This is a genomic window from Neobacillus niacini NBRC 15566 (assembly GCF_001591505.1).
Lineage (GTDB): Bacteria > Bacillota > Bacilli > Bacillales > Cytobacillaceae > Neobacillus > Neobacillus niacini.
Genome location: NZ_BCVA01000021.1, coordinates 1 through 18989, shown reverse-complemented (window position 1 = coordinate 18989; position 18989 = coordinate 1). Strand labels below are relative to the sequence as shown.

The window sequence follows — 18989 nt, the reverse complement described above, 5'->3', positions numbered from 1 at the left end:
ACTCACCTCACTTAATCAAGTTCCATATCACGTACATCAATTTTTCCTGTTACCGCTTCGTAGATTAGGGACTGGCGGTATTCTTTGAGTTTCTCAATTTGTGTTTTTAACATATCAATTAGTTGTTCATTTGCCAAAACTTTTACTTTTAATTGATTAATAATTTCAAACTGTTCTTCAAGTGGCGGTAATAAAATAGGTAGTTTCTTCATTTCAGTAAACCCCATAGATTGTCTTACTCCACTCCCTAATCCATAAAATACTTTTGTTAAGTCATACGAATGCAATAAGTAATAAGTATATTCAGAGATTGACTTATTAGATTGTTTCAAACCTAAATAAGCAGATGTAATAATCCCTTCTTCATTTACTAATCCGACACGCAAACTTCTCTTATCATTTTGTAAATCGGTTAGTCTTAAAACAATATCGTCTTTTTGTATTATTTGATAAGTTTCGAATGAATCTGGTAGTAACCCAAAATTCGACTCTACATCTCTACGCTTAATTTTCCCATAACTTAACGAAAGAACATTTGTAATTACATTCCCCTTATTTTTCAATTTGTTTTCTTTATATAAACTATATAGTGGTTTAACTTCCCAATGCTCAGGAATCTCACCTATCCACTCAACACCTGAATCTTTCATTCTCGCATTCGGATTTAAACCTTTTGTCACAGCTTCTGTGATGATTGATTGACGTTGTTGTTCTAAAAGATTAATCATCTTTTCTTTTTTATCAATTAATTGATTAGTTTCTTCAAATTTATTATCAATAAAAGTTACTATTTTATTTTGCAGTTCTACTGGTGGTACAGCTATTCTGATATCTCGAATAATACCTTGACTAATATTTGGCTGTCCTCCACCTTGAGAAAGATTAATGATTTCTGCACGATGTCCCATTAACCAATAAAAAATAAATTTAGTAATAACTTCTCTAGGTTTTGATAACACACAACATGCTTGATTAGTAGTTGTTTCATATCTAGTTATGCCTAGTTTACCAATGGTTGCCCCATACATAGCCATAACTAAAGAATCTTTAGGAAAAACAGTTAAGGCTGAAAATTCATCTAATGCTTGCTGAGACACGTATTTAGATGTTTTTTCTATATAATTATCTGTTAAATCACCTGTATTTAACCAAGCCATATCTGGAGAGTCATAATATAATTCATTTAGTGCTGAAGGTGTAGTACCACTACCTATTACATCGAATAACCATGATATTTTTTTCTTTGGCCATAGCTTATTACTCATCCCATCACCTTCTTCAACTGCTCAGCAATCTCCGCTTCTAACGTACGAATCTCGTCCATAATTACTGCTGAGCTACGTAATGCAGTGTATTTATAGAACTGACGAGTAAATGGAATTTCATAGCCGATTTTTGTTTTTGTTTCATCGATCCATGCATCTGTTACGTGTGGCAATACTTCACGTGCAAAATATGCATGGATGCTTTCTTTTAACGGCACGTTTTCTGTATCACGTAAGTCTGAATCCGGCTCGATGTCTGTTTTATTTTTCATACATACATCGGCTGTTTCATCCTTTTCAGATAGACCCGCTAAAATTGCTTTTAATACAGGTGCGCCAATTATAATACCCGCTTGTTTTAACGCATCTTTCACTACTTTCGTGAACTCCTCACGATTTTTATATACTTTATCGCTTGCTAAAGTGCGTAACACATATAAAATTTGCGATTGCAGCTTTTTACCTTCTTCGATTTCAAAGTGACCTGCATCGCCTTTTTTCTTCGAAGTTGCTAAGTTCGCAAAACCTTTTTCCTCTACAACACTTGCAAGACGTTCTTCATTTACTTGGAAGTTTAAACGTAAAGGACGTTCTACTGTAATTTTTGCGTAGCCAAATTCTTCATTGTCGAAAATCTTCACATATTCATTTGGCTGTGCATCACCGTATAAACGAACAATTTCGTTAATTTGTTCTTCTGTAATTTCGTTACGCTTGCTACCCATCGACTTTTTCTTTTTTTTCGAGAAGTCTACGGCATTGACTAAACGTACTTTCCCTTTATGGAGAGGTGCTTTATTGTTCGTTAAAATCCAAATGTACGTTGCAATTCCTGTGTTGTAGAAAAGGTCGTTCGGCAGTGCCACGATGCCTTCTACTAAGTCGTTTTCAAGTACATACTTACGAATTTCGCTTTCACCAGAACCTGCATCACCTGTAAATAATGGTGAGCCGTTCATAATGATTGCTAAACGAGAGCCTTGTGGATTTTCTGCTGTGACTGGCTTCATTTTTGACAGTAAGTGCATTAAGAATAATAGTTGTCCGTCACTTGTACGAGGTGTCCCTGGACCGAAACGACCATCAAAGCCTTGCTTCTCATGTTCTTCTTTAATTGGCTTCTCATATGATTTCCAGTCCACTCCGTATGGCGGATTCGAAATTAAGTAGTCGAATTGTTCACGTGGGAATTGGTCATTCGATAACGTATTCCCTAAACGAATATTACGTGCATCTTCGCCTTTAATAAGTAAATCTGCTTTACAGATTGCATATGATTCAGGGTTAATTTCTTGGCCGAAGAACTCTAAGTGTGCTGTTGGGTTTTGACTTAGTAAATACTCTTGTGCTACAGAACCCATACCACCTGTACCAGCTGCACAGTCATATAATGTTTGTGTTAAACCTGGCTTCGTTAAAATGCTCGCATCGTCATGTAAGAATAATAAATGCGTCATAAGGCGAATTACTTCACGTGGCGTATAGTGATCCCCTGCTTCTGCATTTTCATTGAAACGACGGATTAATTCCTCAAATACATAGCCCATCTCAATATTTGACACTGTTTCTGGATGTAAATCGATTTCACTAAAGCGTTTAATCGTTAAGTACAACAAGTTATTTTGATCAAGCTTATCGATTTGGCGGTCAAAGTCAAAGTGATCCATAATATCACGAGCCACTTTTGAGAAACCATTTATATAGTCACGTAAATTATCAGCGATGTTATCTGAATCTGTTAATAGCTTGTTGAAATCATATTTACTTGTGTTGTGGAAGTTTTGCTTTGACACACGATTTAAAATTGGTTCACGAGCATCTTCATTCATTGCAGCAAACTGCTCTGCCTTTTCTAATACTTCCTCTTTTGTGCTCTCTAATACGCAGTCAAAACGACGTAATACTGCTAATGGTAATACGATTTTACCGTAGTCTTCTGGTTTATATGGTCCACGTAAAATCTCTGCGATTGACCAGATGAAGCTTACTTTGTCTTGGAAGTTAATCATCTTATATACCTCATTTAATAAATTTTTTTCGAATCTACTTCTCATGTAGCTAGGTTGAGATAATTTGAGCAATTTTTAACATGCTTATCACTTTGTAATAGCTAATCTCATTTTATCTCTCATATCACCTATTGACACCCTATTTACTGATTCGTCAAAATAGCTAACATTACCTTCAATTATAAGTGTTCGAACAACAAAAAGTAATAGTATATACAAACAACTTCGCCAAGAGTAAAGGCCTTGCTCTTGACTTGATATAAGTAATTAATTACGGACATTTTTATTTAGAAATAGATGATTATAAGCATACAAATAAGGCAGGTTTTAATAGTTGATAGAGATTCAAATTAGATTAAGTGCGGGACTTGTACCCTATATGTTAGGAGCACACAAAAAAGAGGTGCTTAATAAGCTAACGGGGTTCCGTTACCTATCGCAAAACGTGAATTTACAGTTAAATATGTAAAGTAAAATGTAGTTCAATTTGCACCGTTTGCGGTGCTTTTTGTTTGCAAAAAATAGCCCAGGTCCTTTTGAACTTGGGCTATACAACGTATTAATTTCGAAAGACATATAGAACTAAGCACCCTGCAGTTGAAGAAGGACGATAACCAATTTTATGGCTATCGTTATTTCATACTGAACAGTATATTTGTACTGTTCAGTAAACAATGTTTAATTTATCAATTTCTTTCAGAATAATGCCGATTGCTTAAGGTTGAATTCTTAATTACCTTACTTATGATATAGCTCACCGTAACGGTTATAACGGAGAATTTATAGATTATTTCACAAGAAACAATGTTAAAAAAATTCTCTTTTTATTTTCCTAATACCTTGAGATAATTTACTTTTACTACACACTCAAAGTCATAAAAGGGGATACCATTATCCATTATTATATAATGTGTTTCTTCAGCTGGATCTGCATCATAAAAATATTTATAAATCTTTCCATATGATAAATTTGGATCACTTTTTTCAATGATTTTTATATGTGTAGCCTCTTCTTGGCTGCAATAAACATAATTCTTCCCCATTTATTTCACTCCTAATAAGTAAGTATCTAAAAAATGAAGTAACTAGTTAAATTTAATTAGAGTTTTTTTAGATAACGAAAACTAACAGTAACAATCACCCGTTTTAAATTATTATCAATAAATACTACAAATAAATTCGTTCCAGGAATTTCCCAGCGAGTTAATTTATTTATGTCTTCATTATAAGGAATTGAAAGAAGTTGACGGCGAAGCAAAGATGTATCTATATTTCTCTGTATACAACGTTTCTTTGCATGATTGGTGAATACAAAATTATATCGGATCATATTCTTTTCCTTTATATTTACTAATTGTTTCTTAACCAAAATAGAAAATCCTCAACAACCCAGTCAGGATTATTTTTACACTCGTCAATAGTATAAGATCTTACACTAAGTCCACTATTTTGGTACCACCTATTTGTGATAGCATCTTTGGTTACTTTGTGTGTATAATCACTAACTATATCGAGTATAGCAGCCTTCCCACCTTGAAATACTAAATAATCTGGTTCACGCTTGTATGAACCTAATACTGCTCTACAATTTGGAAAGAAAAGAACACCAGCTTTCTTTAGTGGTTCAAAAAGAAGGACTTCCCCAATAGAACGGAAAATAACATCCTCTACCATATACATCGGATTATTTGAGGATATGAAGCTAGCGTTATTAGTTACTTGGTTTTGGACAAGAACCTTCTTAGCTTCATTGTTACAATATTGTAGTATTCTATTATGACCACTAAAACCTTTTATATTATCAGCATAACTTTCTACATATTGTCTATTTACTAGTTCTGGCCATTGACTTTGCTCTGGCCATTGACTTTGCTCTGGCCACTGGCTTTGCTCTGGCCACTGGTTTTGCTCTGACCATTGATTTTGCTCTGGCCACTGGTTTTGCTCTGACCACTGGCTTTGCTCTGGCCACTGGTTTTGCTCTGACCATTGATTTTGCTCTGACCACTGGTTTTGTTCCGGCCCTTGGTTTTGCTCTGTCCACTGGCTTTGCTCTGGCCTTTGGTGTTGTTTCGGCCACCATTTCTTTATAGATTGATTGATTTCATTAAATGGGTTATTATTCATCTCTACCTCTCCCTTTTGATTTTCTATTTCTATCTTTAGAAAGTCTATATTCCCTATGACAACTCTTAGGTTTCTGATGAACAGAAGGATATCCTTTTTTTGAGTTTGCTAACTGATAGCGACTTGGATTACTTATATATTCACCACAATGTGCACACTTTAGAATAGTATGATGTGCATTTATATACTCCTGAAAGTTGTAATATAAACAGCACTCAAAATCTTTAAAAACAGGTGCTATTACTTGAGCTATCTTGTACCCAGCCATTGGCTGATTCATTATGGAATAAGGAATTTTACCCAAAAGTTGATTTAGCCTTTCAACTTTTTCTGGAGCTACAATATTAATGAACTTTACCATTCCTGTTTGCTGTTGATTAATTTCAACCATCTGATTAAAACTTTCGATAAAGGAACGAAGCTCCACCTGAAACGGTATTAACTTTGAACGATACTTCATAATGACATTAGTATAGTCTAAGTTTTCTCCTTCATTTTCTAGTTGTTCCTCCATAAGTTCCCGCATCCTTAAAATATACCAATCATCAGGGTTTGAAACATTAGGAGTGTATTCAGGCATCCAACTTACTAAAAAATCATGGAATTCTTGATCATTATTTAGATCTAAATTAGCAAACTCGATTGCAAACCATTTTCTCGGTCCATTTTGTTTAATTCCTTGATAAACTTCAAGTTTTGACATATAAAGGCTCCTTCCATATATTGATAAAACAATTGTAGATCAAATATCATTTCCATCGTAGATGGAATTTGGTATGGAAAATAATTTTTTTAGTATTTATAAAAGACTTTCTTTATAAAATCAAGATCTCTTGGCAATAACCATTAACATCACTCGAAGTTTTCAACTAATACAAACAACCCCAGTTTATACACTGGAGTTGTTGTTAAGTAAGAGCTTTAATCAAAATCCGCTCCTTGAAAACAAACACCAATAAAATCTATTGGTAGACCTAAAGATGGGCAAGATGGAAGCAGAATATTAAGTTGGTTATTATCAAAAAAACATAAATTTTATGCAGACGAGGTATCTTCAATCCCTGTTGAAATCAAATATTTTTTCAAACTTTATCAATGATTAACGCATCTACAATACAATTATAAAAAAGAATTTTTTTGGTTATTTGGAGATGAATTAGAAGTATAACGATCCAGTACAGTTAATAGATATTGACTTTAATCAGTTTTTTCCAACCCAACATCAGTCGAATCTGGCCGTTTTTTTAATCAATAATCTATAAATAAAAGATACTTCTTTACTTTAAGTAGATTCTTTCATAAAAGAAGTTATTTGCTGCACAGTATTACGTCTACTACGCATCTACGACTTGCTTATTAAACATTACTGCCCCGTTTGTTTAGTAGAACTTATCACAAACTCCATTATATTTTAACATAAATATCCAATTATATTTGACTGAATTCCATTCTGAACGTTTTTTATAAGACGATTTGTATATCAAAATGCGTGGTAAATTGCTGAGGTACAACAGCCATTGTACCCTTACAAATTGGGGTACATTTTCACATACAAATTTTAGTGTAATTTCCGCTCAAATCACACTATATCAATAAAAAATGAGTGACAAATTAGCATAAAATTTGGCACTCATTTTGAGTTGCATTTTTAATGTTTGTGATAGGAAACGGAACCCGTTATTAATTAAGCACCTCTCCTTTGGACTAAACTGATGACAACTTTGAATTTTATACAGAACAAAAAGAATGTGAAGATTCACGAGGAAGAATTGTCAGCGTCCCTGACGACCTGTACAGCTCCTCTTCGAAGATAGACAAGGAGGACAGCGAACTTGCCGCAGAGAGCGTTTCAGGAGCAAATTTGGATAATTTGCGATATACGTGAACACAGATAAAAACGTTGTACACTGTTATCTGTTTATGTGAGTAGTGAGCAGCCTCTCAATTGCGGACGGTATCTATATAGGAGAATCTCTATTCTCTTTAAAGAGAAATACGTTTATCGCTGTGACAGCATTACTGGCAGCCTAAGTCGACAGAAACGTTTTCAAGAATTGCACTAAATTGCAACATTTTCTAATGAAGTACCTAGTCCTGGGAGGCTATTTCCATAATCTTCAGTGACTATAGACATCGATCCTCAATGATTATTGCAGTAGTCTCAAATTCCTTCTGAGACGTCGTACACGCTCCGTTTTTAAGAAACGGGGGCTAAAATCCTCCTGGAGCATACTTTCACTGTACGGTACTCTACATAAAACGTTGATACTGTAAGAACGAAGTAATTTCCCCCATAAAACTACGTATTGTCACGTATCTGATGTTCATACAGAGGGGATATAGTATAGTTACAGTAGGATTTCTTTTTAATACACATACGAAAGGAGAAGTTTTTGTCAATTAACCTTTCGTCAGGGATTGAGAGAGACATCTCTCACGATAATTACATTTGAGATCTTAGATATAAGCATATGAAATTATTTTCTGGATTTTATATAAACTATCGAGAGACATAAATTGAAAGGATGGAAACTACCACTACACACCCATCCATGTATATACCTATTAGAGAGAACAAGTGAGGTCGCTACGGATCCCAAACAACAAGTTCTATACTTAAATATAATTCCAAGGGCCGATCTCGCACTTCTAAGTGAAAGCTTCGTGTTAATTTAGTAACCTATGGTTATCCCCTTCTACAATATGAAAAACTATCCAGAGAGATAATTATAAAAGTTTGCTGACGGCACCTAGTCTTATTATTTATTTTATTGTTAGAAAAAAAGAGCCCCGTGGTGTTCATTCGGAGAACTTATAAATTATTAGAAAATTCTATTTATAGTGGGAAATAAATTCCCATTATAATCTTATTTCGAGGTAAACTTTACCTCGAAATAGAAAACCACTTACATTAGGAGTAAATGGCTTTCTTAAGCGTTATTTAGTTATATAATAGCTTCTCTCTTTTATGTGCTTTGATAAGATTGTCATTTGTTAATAAGTCTGAGAAAAAATAGGCTAAACCTTGAATTATGGTAATAAAATAATTGTATTAACCATTCCTTTTGTTTCTTTCTTCTATTACTAGTGCTTTATATGCAGCAGTTGCAACCTCTAAATGTTCTTTTGAAGGCTTAGAGGTAAATAATAAATACTGAGAAATCCCGCCTATCCAATAAAAAGGAACTAATAGCGTAGATTCAAGAAGAAATACCTCATATGCCAAACAAATAGTGAGCATAATTAAAACAAAAAAATCTGAAATAAATAAAGAAAGGATAGAGTAAATAACGAATAAAAATACGACAAGGTTTGTTCCACAATTATTATGTATTCTTGATTGTTTAGCTATATTCGATATAGAGAGGCTTTTAAGTGATTCAAAAGATGAATCCGTCATATGCTCTGCTGCATGGTACTTACCTAGGTTACTTAATTTGATAACTACAGCAAAAATAACTATGATGATAGCCAACGCTTGCAAGAAATGCTTTTGAGCTATATAGAGAGAATTAGTTATAGTTGAAAAAGACGAATTATCTACGAGGTCATTTGAAGTCCACCTACTCAGGAGAAGAACAAAAATAAGGAGAAAACAAGTTATTAAATAGACCTTCCAAAAAGTAACTATAGGTTGAATAAATAGAAATAGTCCTCTTATTAACGGTATGCGTTTAATAAATCTTTCATATTTAGAAGCTATCTTTCGTTTAATTATTTCTATACTAATGGCCCCATCACTTTTCCTTATAGCCCTTGAACTAAAATTCTCGGAATAAAAAACTACGCTGTTAAATCCTGCTGCGCCACCTTTTATTATCGACATATTAACCTCCTAATAATATTTGTCTCCTTAAACTTTCTACAAATATTTAATGACCAAAGCCCAATCATGTACCATTGATTGTAATGACAGAAGAACAAAAAACAGTCTTAATTATAGGGGGGAATTTCTGAATAGTACAGAAAGTTGTATCGTTCAAATGGTATCTATATCAATTTTTTTCAGAAAAAGTTAATTCTTTTCAGAGTACCTGCCGCCAATAAAGTTGGAAGGCTATGGCTCTTGACACAGAGCCTCTGCTGGCATGATTTTCCAGCAGGGAAGCCGATTGTTACTATATCGGAGTCGCCACACAAGGCTATCATTCCCGCCACTCCAGTTTTCAAACAAGATACCATACTTGAACAAAATACGCTAAAGCATGAATGATTTCATAAAGCCACAACTTTCGTGGTAATTAATCACCAGCCCTCATATATTGCCTATGTTCAAGTGATGATCAAGGGGAAAGGGGTATTGGATAGTAGCTTATTCTTTAAATTCATTAAAAAAGAGTAAATCTATTAAACTACTCATCTTAGCTTTAAACCATTCTGACTCTAAGGGGTCAGGAATGACAATACCATAATACTCTTTTATTTTCTGTAGAATATATTTTTTTATATTCTCATCTATTAAATATAAATTTCCTACAGTTTCAAATTTAACATTCTCCATAAAAAACTCTAACTCAAAGCTAGAAAGTTCAATAGTAGGTAAGACTAAGGGATATAAAGGAAAATTCGGTATGACTAAAGCATAGCCTGAATAGGCCTCATCTACATCTGTACCATCAAACTTAATAACATCCCATTCAGTTAACTTCCCAGCATGCTCATTAATTGTAATTTTTCTACAATACAAAACTTCAAGTAATTTATCATCAAATGACTTCCCCATATATTCTTCATTTATTTCCTTTTTGTTCACCAAATCTATAACCTTAAACTCAGGTAATGAAGGCAAACTATCATATTCTTTTAAATTACTATTAATATACTCCGCTTTAGCATACTCAACTGAATATGCAAAAGGTACAAATGCCTCAGATTGCACATATACTGGATCATACCAAATTAAATTACCGTCCCAATATTCATCATATATTGCTAAATGTGGTTTTCTATGTATACTTACTAAGTCACCTGCAAAAAGTGGTTTCCCATTTTTATCGTCTTCAATATAGTCCATCCAGTATACACAATCACCATTTTTTAAACTTTTATTCAAGTATTCAAATGGTCTCTCTAAATCGGATTGATAAAATAGTTCTTTTCTTGTCTCATTATAAATTCGAAATGGTGTTATTCTAATCAAGATTAATTCTCCTTCTAATTCGAAATAAAACATCATACAATTTTGCTACCTCTAGGCATTGTATATAAAGTAAAGCTGTAAATAACCTGGCTAATGAATTCGTCACAATGTAACGGCGTATTCACTTGGTAGTTTCTCTGAAGCGTCCTGTTATACTATCAGCCTCACTTGGGAACAAAGGTTGAAATCGAGAAGCGTCTCGGTGGAAAAAAGGCAAAGTAACAATGAATGAGTTGATACTTAAAGTCTAGAGAGTTATTAAATCTGCTGACGCTATCCCTAATTCATTAGAATTAATAGACAATGCATCTAGCTCTTGATAGTTCTTAATCCTTTATGATGTGTTACACAACAGTACTTGAGAGCATCGATTTCCTCTTAAATAAACTTGTAAAGGAGGCATTATTACTTATTAAATCTTTCACAATCAACCCTCCTATTTGCTAACTTTTTTCTTCCAATAGTTCACTTTATTGCGTTCATTGTCTTTTTTTAAGTTCTTTATATCCCTACAAACTTTAGCATGAGTAATAACACCACTAATTTTGTAGTTAGCTAATTCTCTTGCTGTAGGCTCAACAATATACTCATTACAAATAGTACATCTGATGAGCTGGTCATTGTTTTCTATGAATTGCATCAACATGTAATATAAATAGTTCTCTAGAGTTTCAAATTCCTCCAAAATTTTTACTCGAAAAGATTTCATGCCACCTTCTATATCGTATACTCTATGAAGGTATCTAATATTAGAAATCACATTAGCTGCCTCTTCTAAAAAATCAAATCCCTCTTGTCCATCTAGTCTGTAATTTGTTGTACTAAATACATCTATATATTTTTTTATTTTTTCCAATGTCTTACTAAATTGTTGTTCAGCTTCAATAATAATTTGACAATGAATTTTAGTAGCTGTCTCTTCACTATAGTCTTGTTTCAATTTATTCAGTTTATTAGAATCCAACAGCTTTTCACATAAACCTAAGAAATAATGAGCGTGATAATTCGATGTTACTTGTCTTTCTTTAGGCCATTCTTCCTGCAAAAATAGCTTTACCGATTCAGTATCTTTAAAATTTGTAGCTAATACTTTCTTAAAAAATATATTGTCCATTATTTTCACTCCTTTCTGTAACTTTTCGTTCATTATATTCCATCCTTTAATAAATATGGAGTGGAATATGAGATGGAAAATATTCTTAATAAAAAACACTTTTCTTGTAGTTAATATGCCTACAAAGAAAAGTGTGAAATTTGTTTAATATGCTAAATCCTCACTTATACGTCTACTGGATGACTAGGAGTCGCTAAAAACATATTAATCAAGGCATCTTCTTTTACAATTTGAAAAAACTAATATAGACAGAAAACAATATAAAATTTACTAGGGGTACTTAGTCTATCATATATGGAATCTACTGAAAAAAAGAGCCTCTGGGTGGCCATTTCAGCTACCTCAAGGCTCATTATCCAAAGTTAAGTCGTAAATAACTTAGCGAAAGTATTCGGTAAGAAAGTAATGTTGCTATTACTTGGTAATAACACTGGATTGATTCCTTCTTTACAAAGATGTTCTCTTATAAACTCGTTAAACTTGCCCTTAAGTATTTCATAACTACGCTCGCTATTTGCTCCTCTAAATCGTTCTGGTACACTGTCAGCATCATTTCGGATTGCTTGTAAAGCATTTGGTAGAGAACCAGCAGCTTCAATAAATATAAGGACTTCAAGTACCTGTTCTTTCGTTCGTTGTTGTTTCCCTTTCATTTCCTTGATCCGCTTCGCGGCTTCATCATATGTGTAATAGGCTCCAGCCTTAATGTGACGTTCATGGTGAACTCCAACCAATATTCTACAGCAATAAGGTCATGGATGCTTTTAGAGCTCGTTCTACATAAGTTGAGACAAAGGCTGTATTAACTGTAGGCAATATCAAGTCCTCTCCTTTTTGAAAAAAACAATAGGTCAGCAAAAGTATAAAAATCTGCTCGCCCTACTTAGTATTATTATTACTGATGTGGTAATAGATTTTAGCCCTTGGGTGGTCATTTAATCATTACAATAAATTTAGATGTCCAAACAAATAATGATGGCTATTTTGTAAAAAGTCCTCTTCACAATCTTTTGGCAATAAAACTGGATTAACACCGTTTTGAGATAGATGTAGCCGTATGTAATCATTGAACCTCTTCTGCATAGAATTAGAGAAAGCATTGTTCAACCGATTGTTGAATTGATCTGGTACGGTTTGACGGCCTTCAGTAATCGCTTGAAGAGCGTTTGTAATTGACCCCTCATTCCTAATGAAATCAAGTGTTTTCATTGCTGACGTAAGATTATTAGATCGTTTAATTTTGCTTTTTAATTGTTCATAGGCAGCGTCACGAGAGTAGTAGTCTCCTTTTTTAATATGATGCTTATGAAATCGCATCAGAGCCTCTAAAGCAGCTGCTTCTGTAAAATATCTCGTCCAATGTGAACCTAGCCCTATGTTATTGAGCTTCAAATCATAGGGACGAATACACTGACGTTCCCATCGATACAGATTATGTGCCTCTATTTTGTATTGTTCTACGTGATTTCTTGTTGCAGTTTGCAACTCTTTAGAGTAAGCATTCAAAATTGAATTGCCATTTCGACGCTGTAAGCTACCGTATTCATATGTTTGAATATCAGAACTTGGACATGTACTACAGCTTTCTAGATAAGGATAGAGTGCATGATGTGGTGTTTTGAACTGCATCGCATAATCAATACGCGTTAAAGTCCATTGCTTGTAAGAAAGCTGCACATCTTGATGTATCATTTCTACACGGCGTTGTAACTCCTTAACATTTGCTTTGGTAGGTATAAATAAAGAAGGAGTCATACGCTTTTCTAGAAGTTGCTGTGCGTTGAATACAAGCGTAATTTCATAAAGCAATGTATTCTGAAGTCTTGTCACTATAAGCTTTTGTACGCCAAGTATATGTAATGGATTAAGCACTATATATACACTATCGCTTACTTTTTGTTTGCTGTCTTCTGAGATGTTAAATCTTGAATCTATTTCTCGTTGGGTTATCCCTACATTAGTAGTTAGTTCAAATGTATCAATCATATTTCTACGCCTCATCTATTACTTAGTTTATTTTACGTTGCTTATCACTCTTTTACACATTTTTAGGAGTTCCTCTTTTAATTAATCTATTGTGCGTCCGTACATACCTTGGTACGATGTGAATTAGTAACACCTTCGGATCCGAAGTAGATACTCAAATTTTCCTCTCTTCGGTTGCCCTATTTACATTCTAGGTAGCCCTGTTTTATACTACAACTTGGTATTTCTTCTTAATGCCCCTCGGACTCCACCTCACTTGAGACATCCTTCCCTCTGACGAAAAAATCAAAAGCCCTTGAGAACTACTCTCAGAAAAAAGTTTCGTTTCATAAAAGAAATCTTGGTATCATCAGGTTTTCTTCATTCCTAAAAACAAACAATATTCAGACGGTTAGATTTAGTCTTTTTAGATTTTTGCTGAACTGAATACCTTTTGTTGAATCCAAATCAATCTTATTGACTTTGCTCGTCTTAGTATTTTCTTTTAAGCTCTTCTCCTTAATATCATTAATTACATGCTCCTCCATTAGCATCCATTCGAAGTACAATGTGTCTAATTCTTTAACTAGGTCTTGATGCTTAATGATATGTTCATAGAAATGCGATAGTATACCAGCATCTCTAACGCCCTCACCATTTTCTAACCTTGCTAGTCTTGTATCACTTGTGTTCATTAACCGTGCTAGTTCTGCTCTACTCATTTGATGATCTTCTCGTAGCTTCTTTAAACGGGCTCCCTCATTAATCCACTCAGCTTCTCTTTCATTGATGGTCTTTTTCATTTCTTTGTACCTCCCATATAAATTTTTTGAACAAAAAATAGCCCATTGCTAGCCAAAATTGACAGACGAATCCTTTCTTTGAAAAAAAAGAGTCGTTCATGTTCAATTCATTGCGCTAGCAACGCGCTTTATCTGAGAGTGTATTTAAAAATCTTTTTATCGAATGTGAATTAAAAAACATTTTATCATTGGCTACTTTTAAATAAACCTTAGCCGTGTGTATCTAATCCTAGTACATTTCCATTCTACTTTGCAACGCTTTTCTCAAAAATATTTTGATTATTTTTATATTGACAATTCATCCTCTCATGTCTTAGAGTATGATTTATAAAAAGGCAAACAACATTTTCATGCCTTTTCGATCACACACTATCAGATAAAGACGCAACTAATTTGCTTGCGTATAAGAAAAGAACATAAGTACAAATTCATTCGCATGCCACTATCAGAAATGGCTTCAGTGTGAATCTATGTACTTTTTGCTAGGCAACGCCATTTATTTGCGCCTAGTCACAACTCTTATACAGCTAGCTTGTTAGTTGCTTTTTTATTATTGCCAACTCAACTTAGATAACTACTAGAGTTAATAGTGCACTCCAGATAAAGATAGCTAATACAGCTATTAATACACTTCAGATAAAGATGGCGAAAGTAGCCAATATCTTTTTACTGGAGAGACTAAAATGACAAAGAAAAAAGAGAATCAACTAACGATTAAAAGAGTTTTCGCTGGATCAGAAAAAATAGAAAATTTATTGTTACCATTCATCAATCACGAAATTGACGAATTTATACAAAATTTATATGATGAAAGTATGGCAAGTGCTACTCCGGAAGGAGTGGCTAATAAATGAAATGTGCTGTATACTCTCGCGTAAGTACTCAGAGGGAAGAACAAAAAAATAGTCTGCATAATCAAATTGTATTAGCAGAAAGCATAGCTAAAGATAATGAGCTAATGATAGTTGCAAAGTATACCGATAGTATAAGTGGTGCAGGTTTCAAGAACCGTGAAGGTATTCAACAATTATTAAAGGATGCAAAAGTTAAAAGATTTGATACAGTAATTGCAAAATCCGTATCACGTTTAGGAAGAAACATGCTCCAAAGCTTGCAAATTGCTGACGAGCTTGAGCGATTGCAAATTAGGCTTATATTACCCGAAGATGCATATGATACAAAGACAAGTTCTACTCGTCTCATGTTTAATTTAAAAGCTGCTTTAGCAGAAGAAGAAGCTGCTAAACTTTCAGAGCGTGTTAAACTTGGTTTACAAGCCAGTGCAAAGGAGGGAAAAGTAAAATGCTCACTTCCTCCCTATGGCTACAAAATCAATCCTATTTCAAGAAGTCTAGAAATTCACGAAGAATATGCACCGATAGTTAAGGATATTTTTGACTATTATCTTCATAAAGGATGGGGAATGTCTAAGATTGGTAACCATCTAATGAGACTAAAAGTAGCGACACCAAGAAGCGTAGCAGGTGCTAGCAATGCTGGTTTTCGTTGGCATCAACAAACCATCAAAACAATTCTCTCAAATCCTACGTATACGGGAAAGCTTGTACAACATAGAAGCGAGTCGACTAAATATCTAGGAAAATCTGAGACTTACAAATTAAGAAGATCTGTAGATGCTGATCGTCAAATTATTGTAGAGAATACCCATCCCGCCATTATTTCGCAAGAGGATTTTGAAACAGTACAAGCTCTTATGAAATCCAAAAGACGAGCAAAAAGCAACGGGAGGGAGAGTCTATTTGCTAACATTGCAGTTTGTACTGACTGTGGTTGTGGTATGCATTTTAAAGCTGAACGTAGAAATGGTGCCTATGTCTGTGGTGGTTATATCAAGCATTCAAGTAGTTTTTGTACTTCACATATTATAGAAGAGAAGAAGCTACTTGCACACTTAAAAAAAGATATCACAGCTCTTACGGAGAATGATAATATCGAGTTCCTATATGGCGTAGCAGAGAAGAGAGCATTAACAATACAGAAAACGATACAATCTAAGATAAAAAGTTTAGAGAAGCAATCCGAAAAGCTTAATCAACAATTTAATAGCCTTCTCTCTCTGCATGCAGAAGCAATTATTACAAGTAAACAGTTCAAAGAAAAGAACCAATCGCTTTCCGAACAACAACTTGTATTAGCTAATCGCAAATTGGAACTGCAATCTCAATTGGACAAAAAAGAAGACCGAGATAAACATATCCAGGCCTTCAAAAAAATTATAAGCAGCTACTTGAATCTCGACATAAACAACCATCAAAAAATGAAACAAGTTCTTCGACAACTTATTATAAAGATTGAAGTCTCCGAAAAAGAGGAGATTGTCATTCACTACAATCTGGCACCGTAAAACTTTAAACTATTAGGTACAGTTTATTCGACTGTACCTTTCAAAACAAGTTTCACTGTCACCTCCACATGTGTGGTCTGCGGAAACATATCCACAGGTTGAACTTCAATGGTTTTATAACCGCCTTCTTCTAAAATCCGTAAATCACGGGCCAATGTGGCTGGGTTACAAGAAACGTAGACAACCTTTTTAGGTTTCATCTCAATAATCGTTTGCAAAAATGTCTCATCACAGCCCTTGCGTGGCGGGTCCACTACGAGCACATCTGCAGAATTCCCCTCTTTATACCATTTGGGAATCACAACCTCTGCTTCCCCAGCCTCAAACTCAACATTGGTCATCCCATTTAACTCAGCATTCCGTTTGGCGTCTTCAATCGCTTCTGGAACAACTTCTACTCCAAAGACCTTCTTTGCTTTTTGGGCCAGAAACAAGGATATTGTTCCGATCCCGCAGTACGCGTCAATCACAGACTCTTCTCCATTTAGCCCAGCATATTCCAATGCCTTATCGTATAGAACCTTCGTTTGAACAGGATTCACCTGATAAAAAGAAAGAGCTGATATCGCAAACTTAACGTCTCCTATCAAGTCAAAAATCACTTCATTTCCCCAAATGACCGTTGTATTTTCGCCAAGGATTACATTTGTTCGCTTTGAATTTACATTGTGTACAATCGATTTGATTTTAGGTAGGCGTGCGATTATTTCCTCCACCAATTTGTCTTTGTTTGGAATGTCATTCGTCCTGGTAATCAGCACAACCATCAGTTCACCTGTTTGTTGTCCATAACGGGCCATAATGTGGCGTAGAACACCTTTATGTGACTCTTCTTGGTAAGGTGTTATCCCCAGCTCGCTGCATATTTCCTTAACAGCTTGAATAGCTTCATTAATTTCTGGGAGCTGGATCAAGCTCTCATTGGTATCTACGATTTCATGACTCCTAGGCTTAAAAAATCCAGCAATCAGCTTCCCATCTTTTTCACCGACTGGAACCTGTGCTTTATTTCGATAATGCCATGGGTTATCCATCCCTAGAATTGGGTGCACGGTCACATCCTCTAGTTTACCAATACGTGTTAGCACTTGGCGCACTTGATTCTCCTTATATTTCAATTGCCCTTCATAGCTGATGTGCTCCAGCTGGCAGCCGCCATATTTATGAATCTCACTGTTAGGGACCTCGACTCGATATGGGCTTTTTTCATAAATTTCAATCAAACGCCCGAAGCCGTAGCCCTTGTTCACTTTTATTACTTTAACCTGTGCCTTTTCGCCAGGCAGGCCGTTTGGTATGAACAACGGAAAGCCTTCCACCTTTGCCACACCTGCACCATCGTGCGTTAGATCTTCAAATACCACATCTATATAATCATTTTTTTTAACCGGTATTGTCTTCTTCATTATTTACTTCCTTTACTCCGATTTGACTAGCAAGATTGTACCATAAACCCAGTCTAATTGCGAAATCAGCCATATTATGAATGTATATCACTTTCTTATGCGTAAATTGTCGGAGCATTTTAATTTAACAATACGATAATAGTGTTTATAATGATAACTATCCTATGGAAGGAGGTGGTTACGATAAAGAAGGTAAATTTTCTTCCGATCGCATTTCTGCTCGCCTTCATTTCATTTTCCGTTTTTCATACTTCCAACCTATTCATTCAATCACATCATTCAAATAAAGCAGTGCTCATGATGGATGATTGGAGTATTAATTCACAAACGGATGATGAGGAAAAACATTTATTTCATCTTGATTTTGTCAAAGTACTATCCCTAATCTCATTAGTCGTAGTCACCCTTCACAGAATCTTTTCTTATAACCACACAAGAAACTTCATCTTTCTCGTTCCGGTTTTTCATCAATCGAATTATGTGATCTCTTCTCCCAATTGTAAATATTGAACTTACAAAAAGGGAGGAAAAAACTATGTGGATTCGCTTTGTGATGATTGGTGTCTTTTCATTAACTGCTGCGGGTATGCTCACCTTTCAAGGTATAGAAATTTACCATGCATTCGTGGATTTCTTTAAGAATAAATAAGATGTATAACCGAATATTCGAATAGGATTACAAATAGATGACCTCTGCGTTTGGTCATCTATTTTTATGTATAATTAATTATTGTCAATGAAAAAAAAGCATGATGACTGAATCTAATTGTTAAAGTTATAATTATGACACTCTCC

15 protein-coding genes are annotated in these 18989 nt (G+C 34.6%); 2 read left to right on the top strand and 13 right to left on the bottom strand.

Going from position 1 to position 18989, the window contains the following annotated elements; all coding sequences use genetic code 11:
* Positions 1–11: 11 nt before the first annotated feature.
* The 12 genes from BANA01_RS15830 to BANA01_RS15770 form a co-directional block, all read right to left on the bottom strand.
* On the bottom strand, positions 12–1265 hold the full coding sequence (locus BANA01_RS15830) for a restriction endonuclease subunit S (protein WP_052106353.1): 1254 nt from the start codon (positions 1263–1265) through the stop codon (positions 12–14).
* Positions 1262–3274, bottom strand: a complete 2013-nt coding sequence (locus tag BANA01_RS15825) for a type I restriction-modification system subunit M (protein WP_034674771.1) — start codon at positions 3272–3274, stop codon at positions 1262–1264. Before BANA01_RS15825 ends, BANA01_RS15830 begins: the two co-directional genes overlap by 4 nt.
* 824 nt (positions 3275–4098) lie before the next feature.
* Positions 4099–4317 carry a hypothetical protein gene (locus BANA01_RS15820; protein WP_034674768.1) on the bottom strand — a complete coding sequence of 73 codons (219 nt, stop codon included), beginning with the start codon at positions 4315–4317 and terminating at the stop codon, positions 4099–4101.
* A 56-nt stretch (positions 4318–4373) separates the two neighbouring features.
* The gene (locus BANA01_RS15815; protein WP_034674766.1) at positions 4374–4643 is read right to left on the bottom strand and encodes a DUF4258 domain-containing protein; all 270 of its coding nucleotides are present in this window, start codon (positions 4641–4643) and stop codon (positions 4374–4376) included.
* Positions 4625–5401, bottom strand: coding sequence for a hypothetical protein (locus BANA01_RS15810; RefSeq protein WP_052106352.1), 777 nt, complete (start codon positions 5399–5401; stop codon positions 4625–4627). Before BANA01_RS15810 ends, BANA01_RS15815 begins: the two co-directional genes overlap by 19 nt.
* A complete protein-coding gene (locus tag BANA01_RS15805; RefSeq protein WP_034674764.1) occupies positions 5394–6104 on the bottom strand; it encodes a hypothetical protein in 711 nt (236 codons plus the stop codon). The genes BANA01_RS15810 and BANA01_RS15805 overlap by 8 nt, the downstream gene beginning before the upstream one ends.
* Before the next feature lie 2349 nt (positions 6105–8453).
* The gene (locus BANA01_RS15800) at positions 8454–9227 is read right to left on the bottom strand and encodes a DUF1385 domain-containing protein (RefSeq protein ID WP_063253754.1); all 774 of its coding nucleotides are present in this window, start codon (positions 9225–9227) and stop codon (positions 8454–8456) included.
* 486 nt (positions 9228–9713) lie between these two features.
* Positions 9714–10541: a hypothetical protein gene (locus BANA01_RS15790; protein WP_157411808.1), complete on the bottom strand. Its 828-nt coding sequence runs from the start codon at positions 10539–10541 to the stop codon at positions 9714–9716.
* Positions 10542–10977: 436 nt separating this feature from the next.
* Positions 10978–11688: a hypothetical protein gene (locus BANA01_RS15785; protein ID WP_063253753.1), complete on the bottom strand. Its 711-nt coding sequence runs from the start codon at positions 11686–11688 to the stop codon at positions 10978–10980.
* A 329-nt stretch (positions 11689–12017) separates the two neighbouring features.
* Complete coding sequence (locus BANA01_RS15780) at positions 12018–12389, bottom strand: hypothetical protein (protein ID WP_063253752.1); 372 nt, start codon at positions 12387–12389, stop codon at positions 12018–12020.
* A gap of 208 nt (positions 12390–12597) precedes the next feature.
* Positions 12598–13641 (bottom strand): hypothetical protein, encoded by a 1044-nt coding sequence (locus tag BANA01_RS15775; RefSeq protein ID WP_063253751.1) that lies wholly within the window; start codon positions 13639–13641, stop codon positions 12598–12600.
* Between the two features lie 383 nt (positions 13642–14024).
* Positions 14025–14423, bottom strand: coding sequence for a helix-turn-helix domain-containing protein (locus BANA01_RS15770; protein ID WP_063253750.1), 399 nt, complete (start codon positions 14421–14423; stop codon positions 14025–14027).
* Between the two features lie 683 nt (positions 14424–15106).
* Here BANA01_RS15770 and BANA01_RS29560 point away from each other — a divergent pair.
* Both BANA01_RS29560 and BANA01_RS15765 read left to right on the top strand, forming a co-directional pair.
* Positions 15107–15277, top strand: a complete 171-nt coding sequence (locus BANA01_RS29560) for a hypothetical protein (RefSeq protein WP_157411807.1) — start codon at positions 15107–15109, stop codon at positions 15275–15277.
* The gene (locus tag BANA01_RS15765; RefSeq protein WP_063253749.1) at positions 15274–16788 is read left to right on the top strand and encodes a recombinase family protein; all 1515 of its coding nucleotides are present in this window, start codon (positions 15274–15276) and stop codon (positions 16786–16788) included. Before BANA01_RS29560 ends, BANA01_RS15765 begins: the two co-directional genes overlap by 4 nt.
* A gap of 23 nt (positions 16789–16811) precedes the next feature.
* Here BANA01_RS15765 and rlmD read toward each other — a convergent pair whose 3' ends face one another.
* Positions 16812–18194, bottom strand: coding sequence for a 23S rRNA (uracil(1939)-C(5))-methyltransferase RlmD (rlmD, locus tag BANA01_RS15760; RefSeq protein WP_063253748.1), 1383 nt, complete (start codon positions 18192–18194; stop codon positions 16812–16814).
* Between the last annotated feature and the right edge of the window lie 795 nt (positions 18195–18989).

Bases quoted from the DNA above. Each gene is read 5' to 3' on its own strand.
- BANA01_RS15830 (WP_052106353.1), bottom strand. From the start codon at position 1,265: ATGAGTAATAAGCTATGGCCAAAGAAAAAAATATCATGGTTATTCGAT.
- BANA01_RS15825 (WP_034674771.1), bottom strand. From the start codon at position 3,274: ATGATTAACTTCCAAGACAAAGTAAGCTTCATCTGGTCAATCGCAGAG.
- BANA01_RS15820 (WP_034674768.1), bottom strand. From the start codon at position 4,317: ATGGGGAAGAATTATGTTTATTGCAGCCAAGAAGAGGCTACACATATA.
- BANA01_RS15810 (WP_052106352.1), bottom strand. From the start codon at position 5,401: ATGAATAATAACCCATTTAATGAAATCAATCAATCTATAAAGAAATGG.
- BANA01_RS15805 (WP_034674764.1), bottom strand. From the start codon at position 6,104: ATGTCAAAACTTGAAGTTTATCAAGGAATTAAACAAAATGGACCGAGA.
- BANA01_RS15800 (WP_063253754.1), bottom strand. From the start codon at position 9,227: ATGTCGATAATAAAAGGTGGCGCAGCAGGATTTAACAGCGTAGTTTTT.
- BANA01_RS15785 (WP_063253753.1), bottom strand. From the start codon at position 11,688: ATGAACGAAAAGTTACAGAAAGGAGTGAAAATAATGGACAATATATTT.
- BANA01_RS15775 (WP_063253751.1), bottom strand. From the start codon at position 13,641: ATGATTGATACATTTGAACTAACTACTAATGTAGGGATAACCCAACGA.
- BANA01_RS15770 (WP_063253750.1), bottom strand. From the start codon at position 14,423: ATGAAAAAGACCATCAATGAAAGAGAAGCTGAGTGGATTAATGAGGGA.
- BANA01_RS29560 (WP_157411807.1), top strand. From the start codon at position 15,107: ATGACAAAGAAAAAAGAGAATCAACTAACGATTAAAAGAGTTTTCGCT.
- BANA01_RS15765 (WP_063253749.1), top strand. From the start codon at position 15,274: ATGAAATGTGCTGTATACTCTCGCGTAAGTACTCAGAGGGAAGAACAA.
- rlmD (WP_063253748.1), bottom strand. From the start codon at position 18,194: ATGAAGAAGACAATACCGGTTAAAAAAAATGATTATATAGATGTGGTA.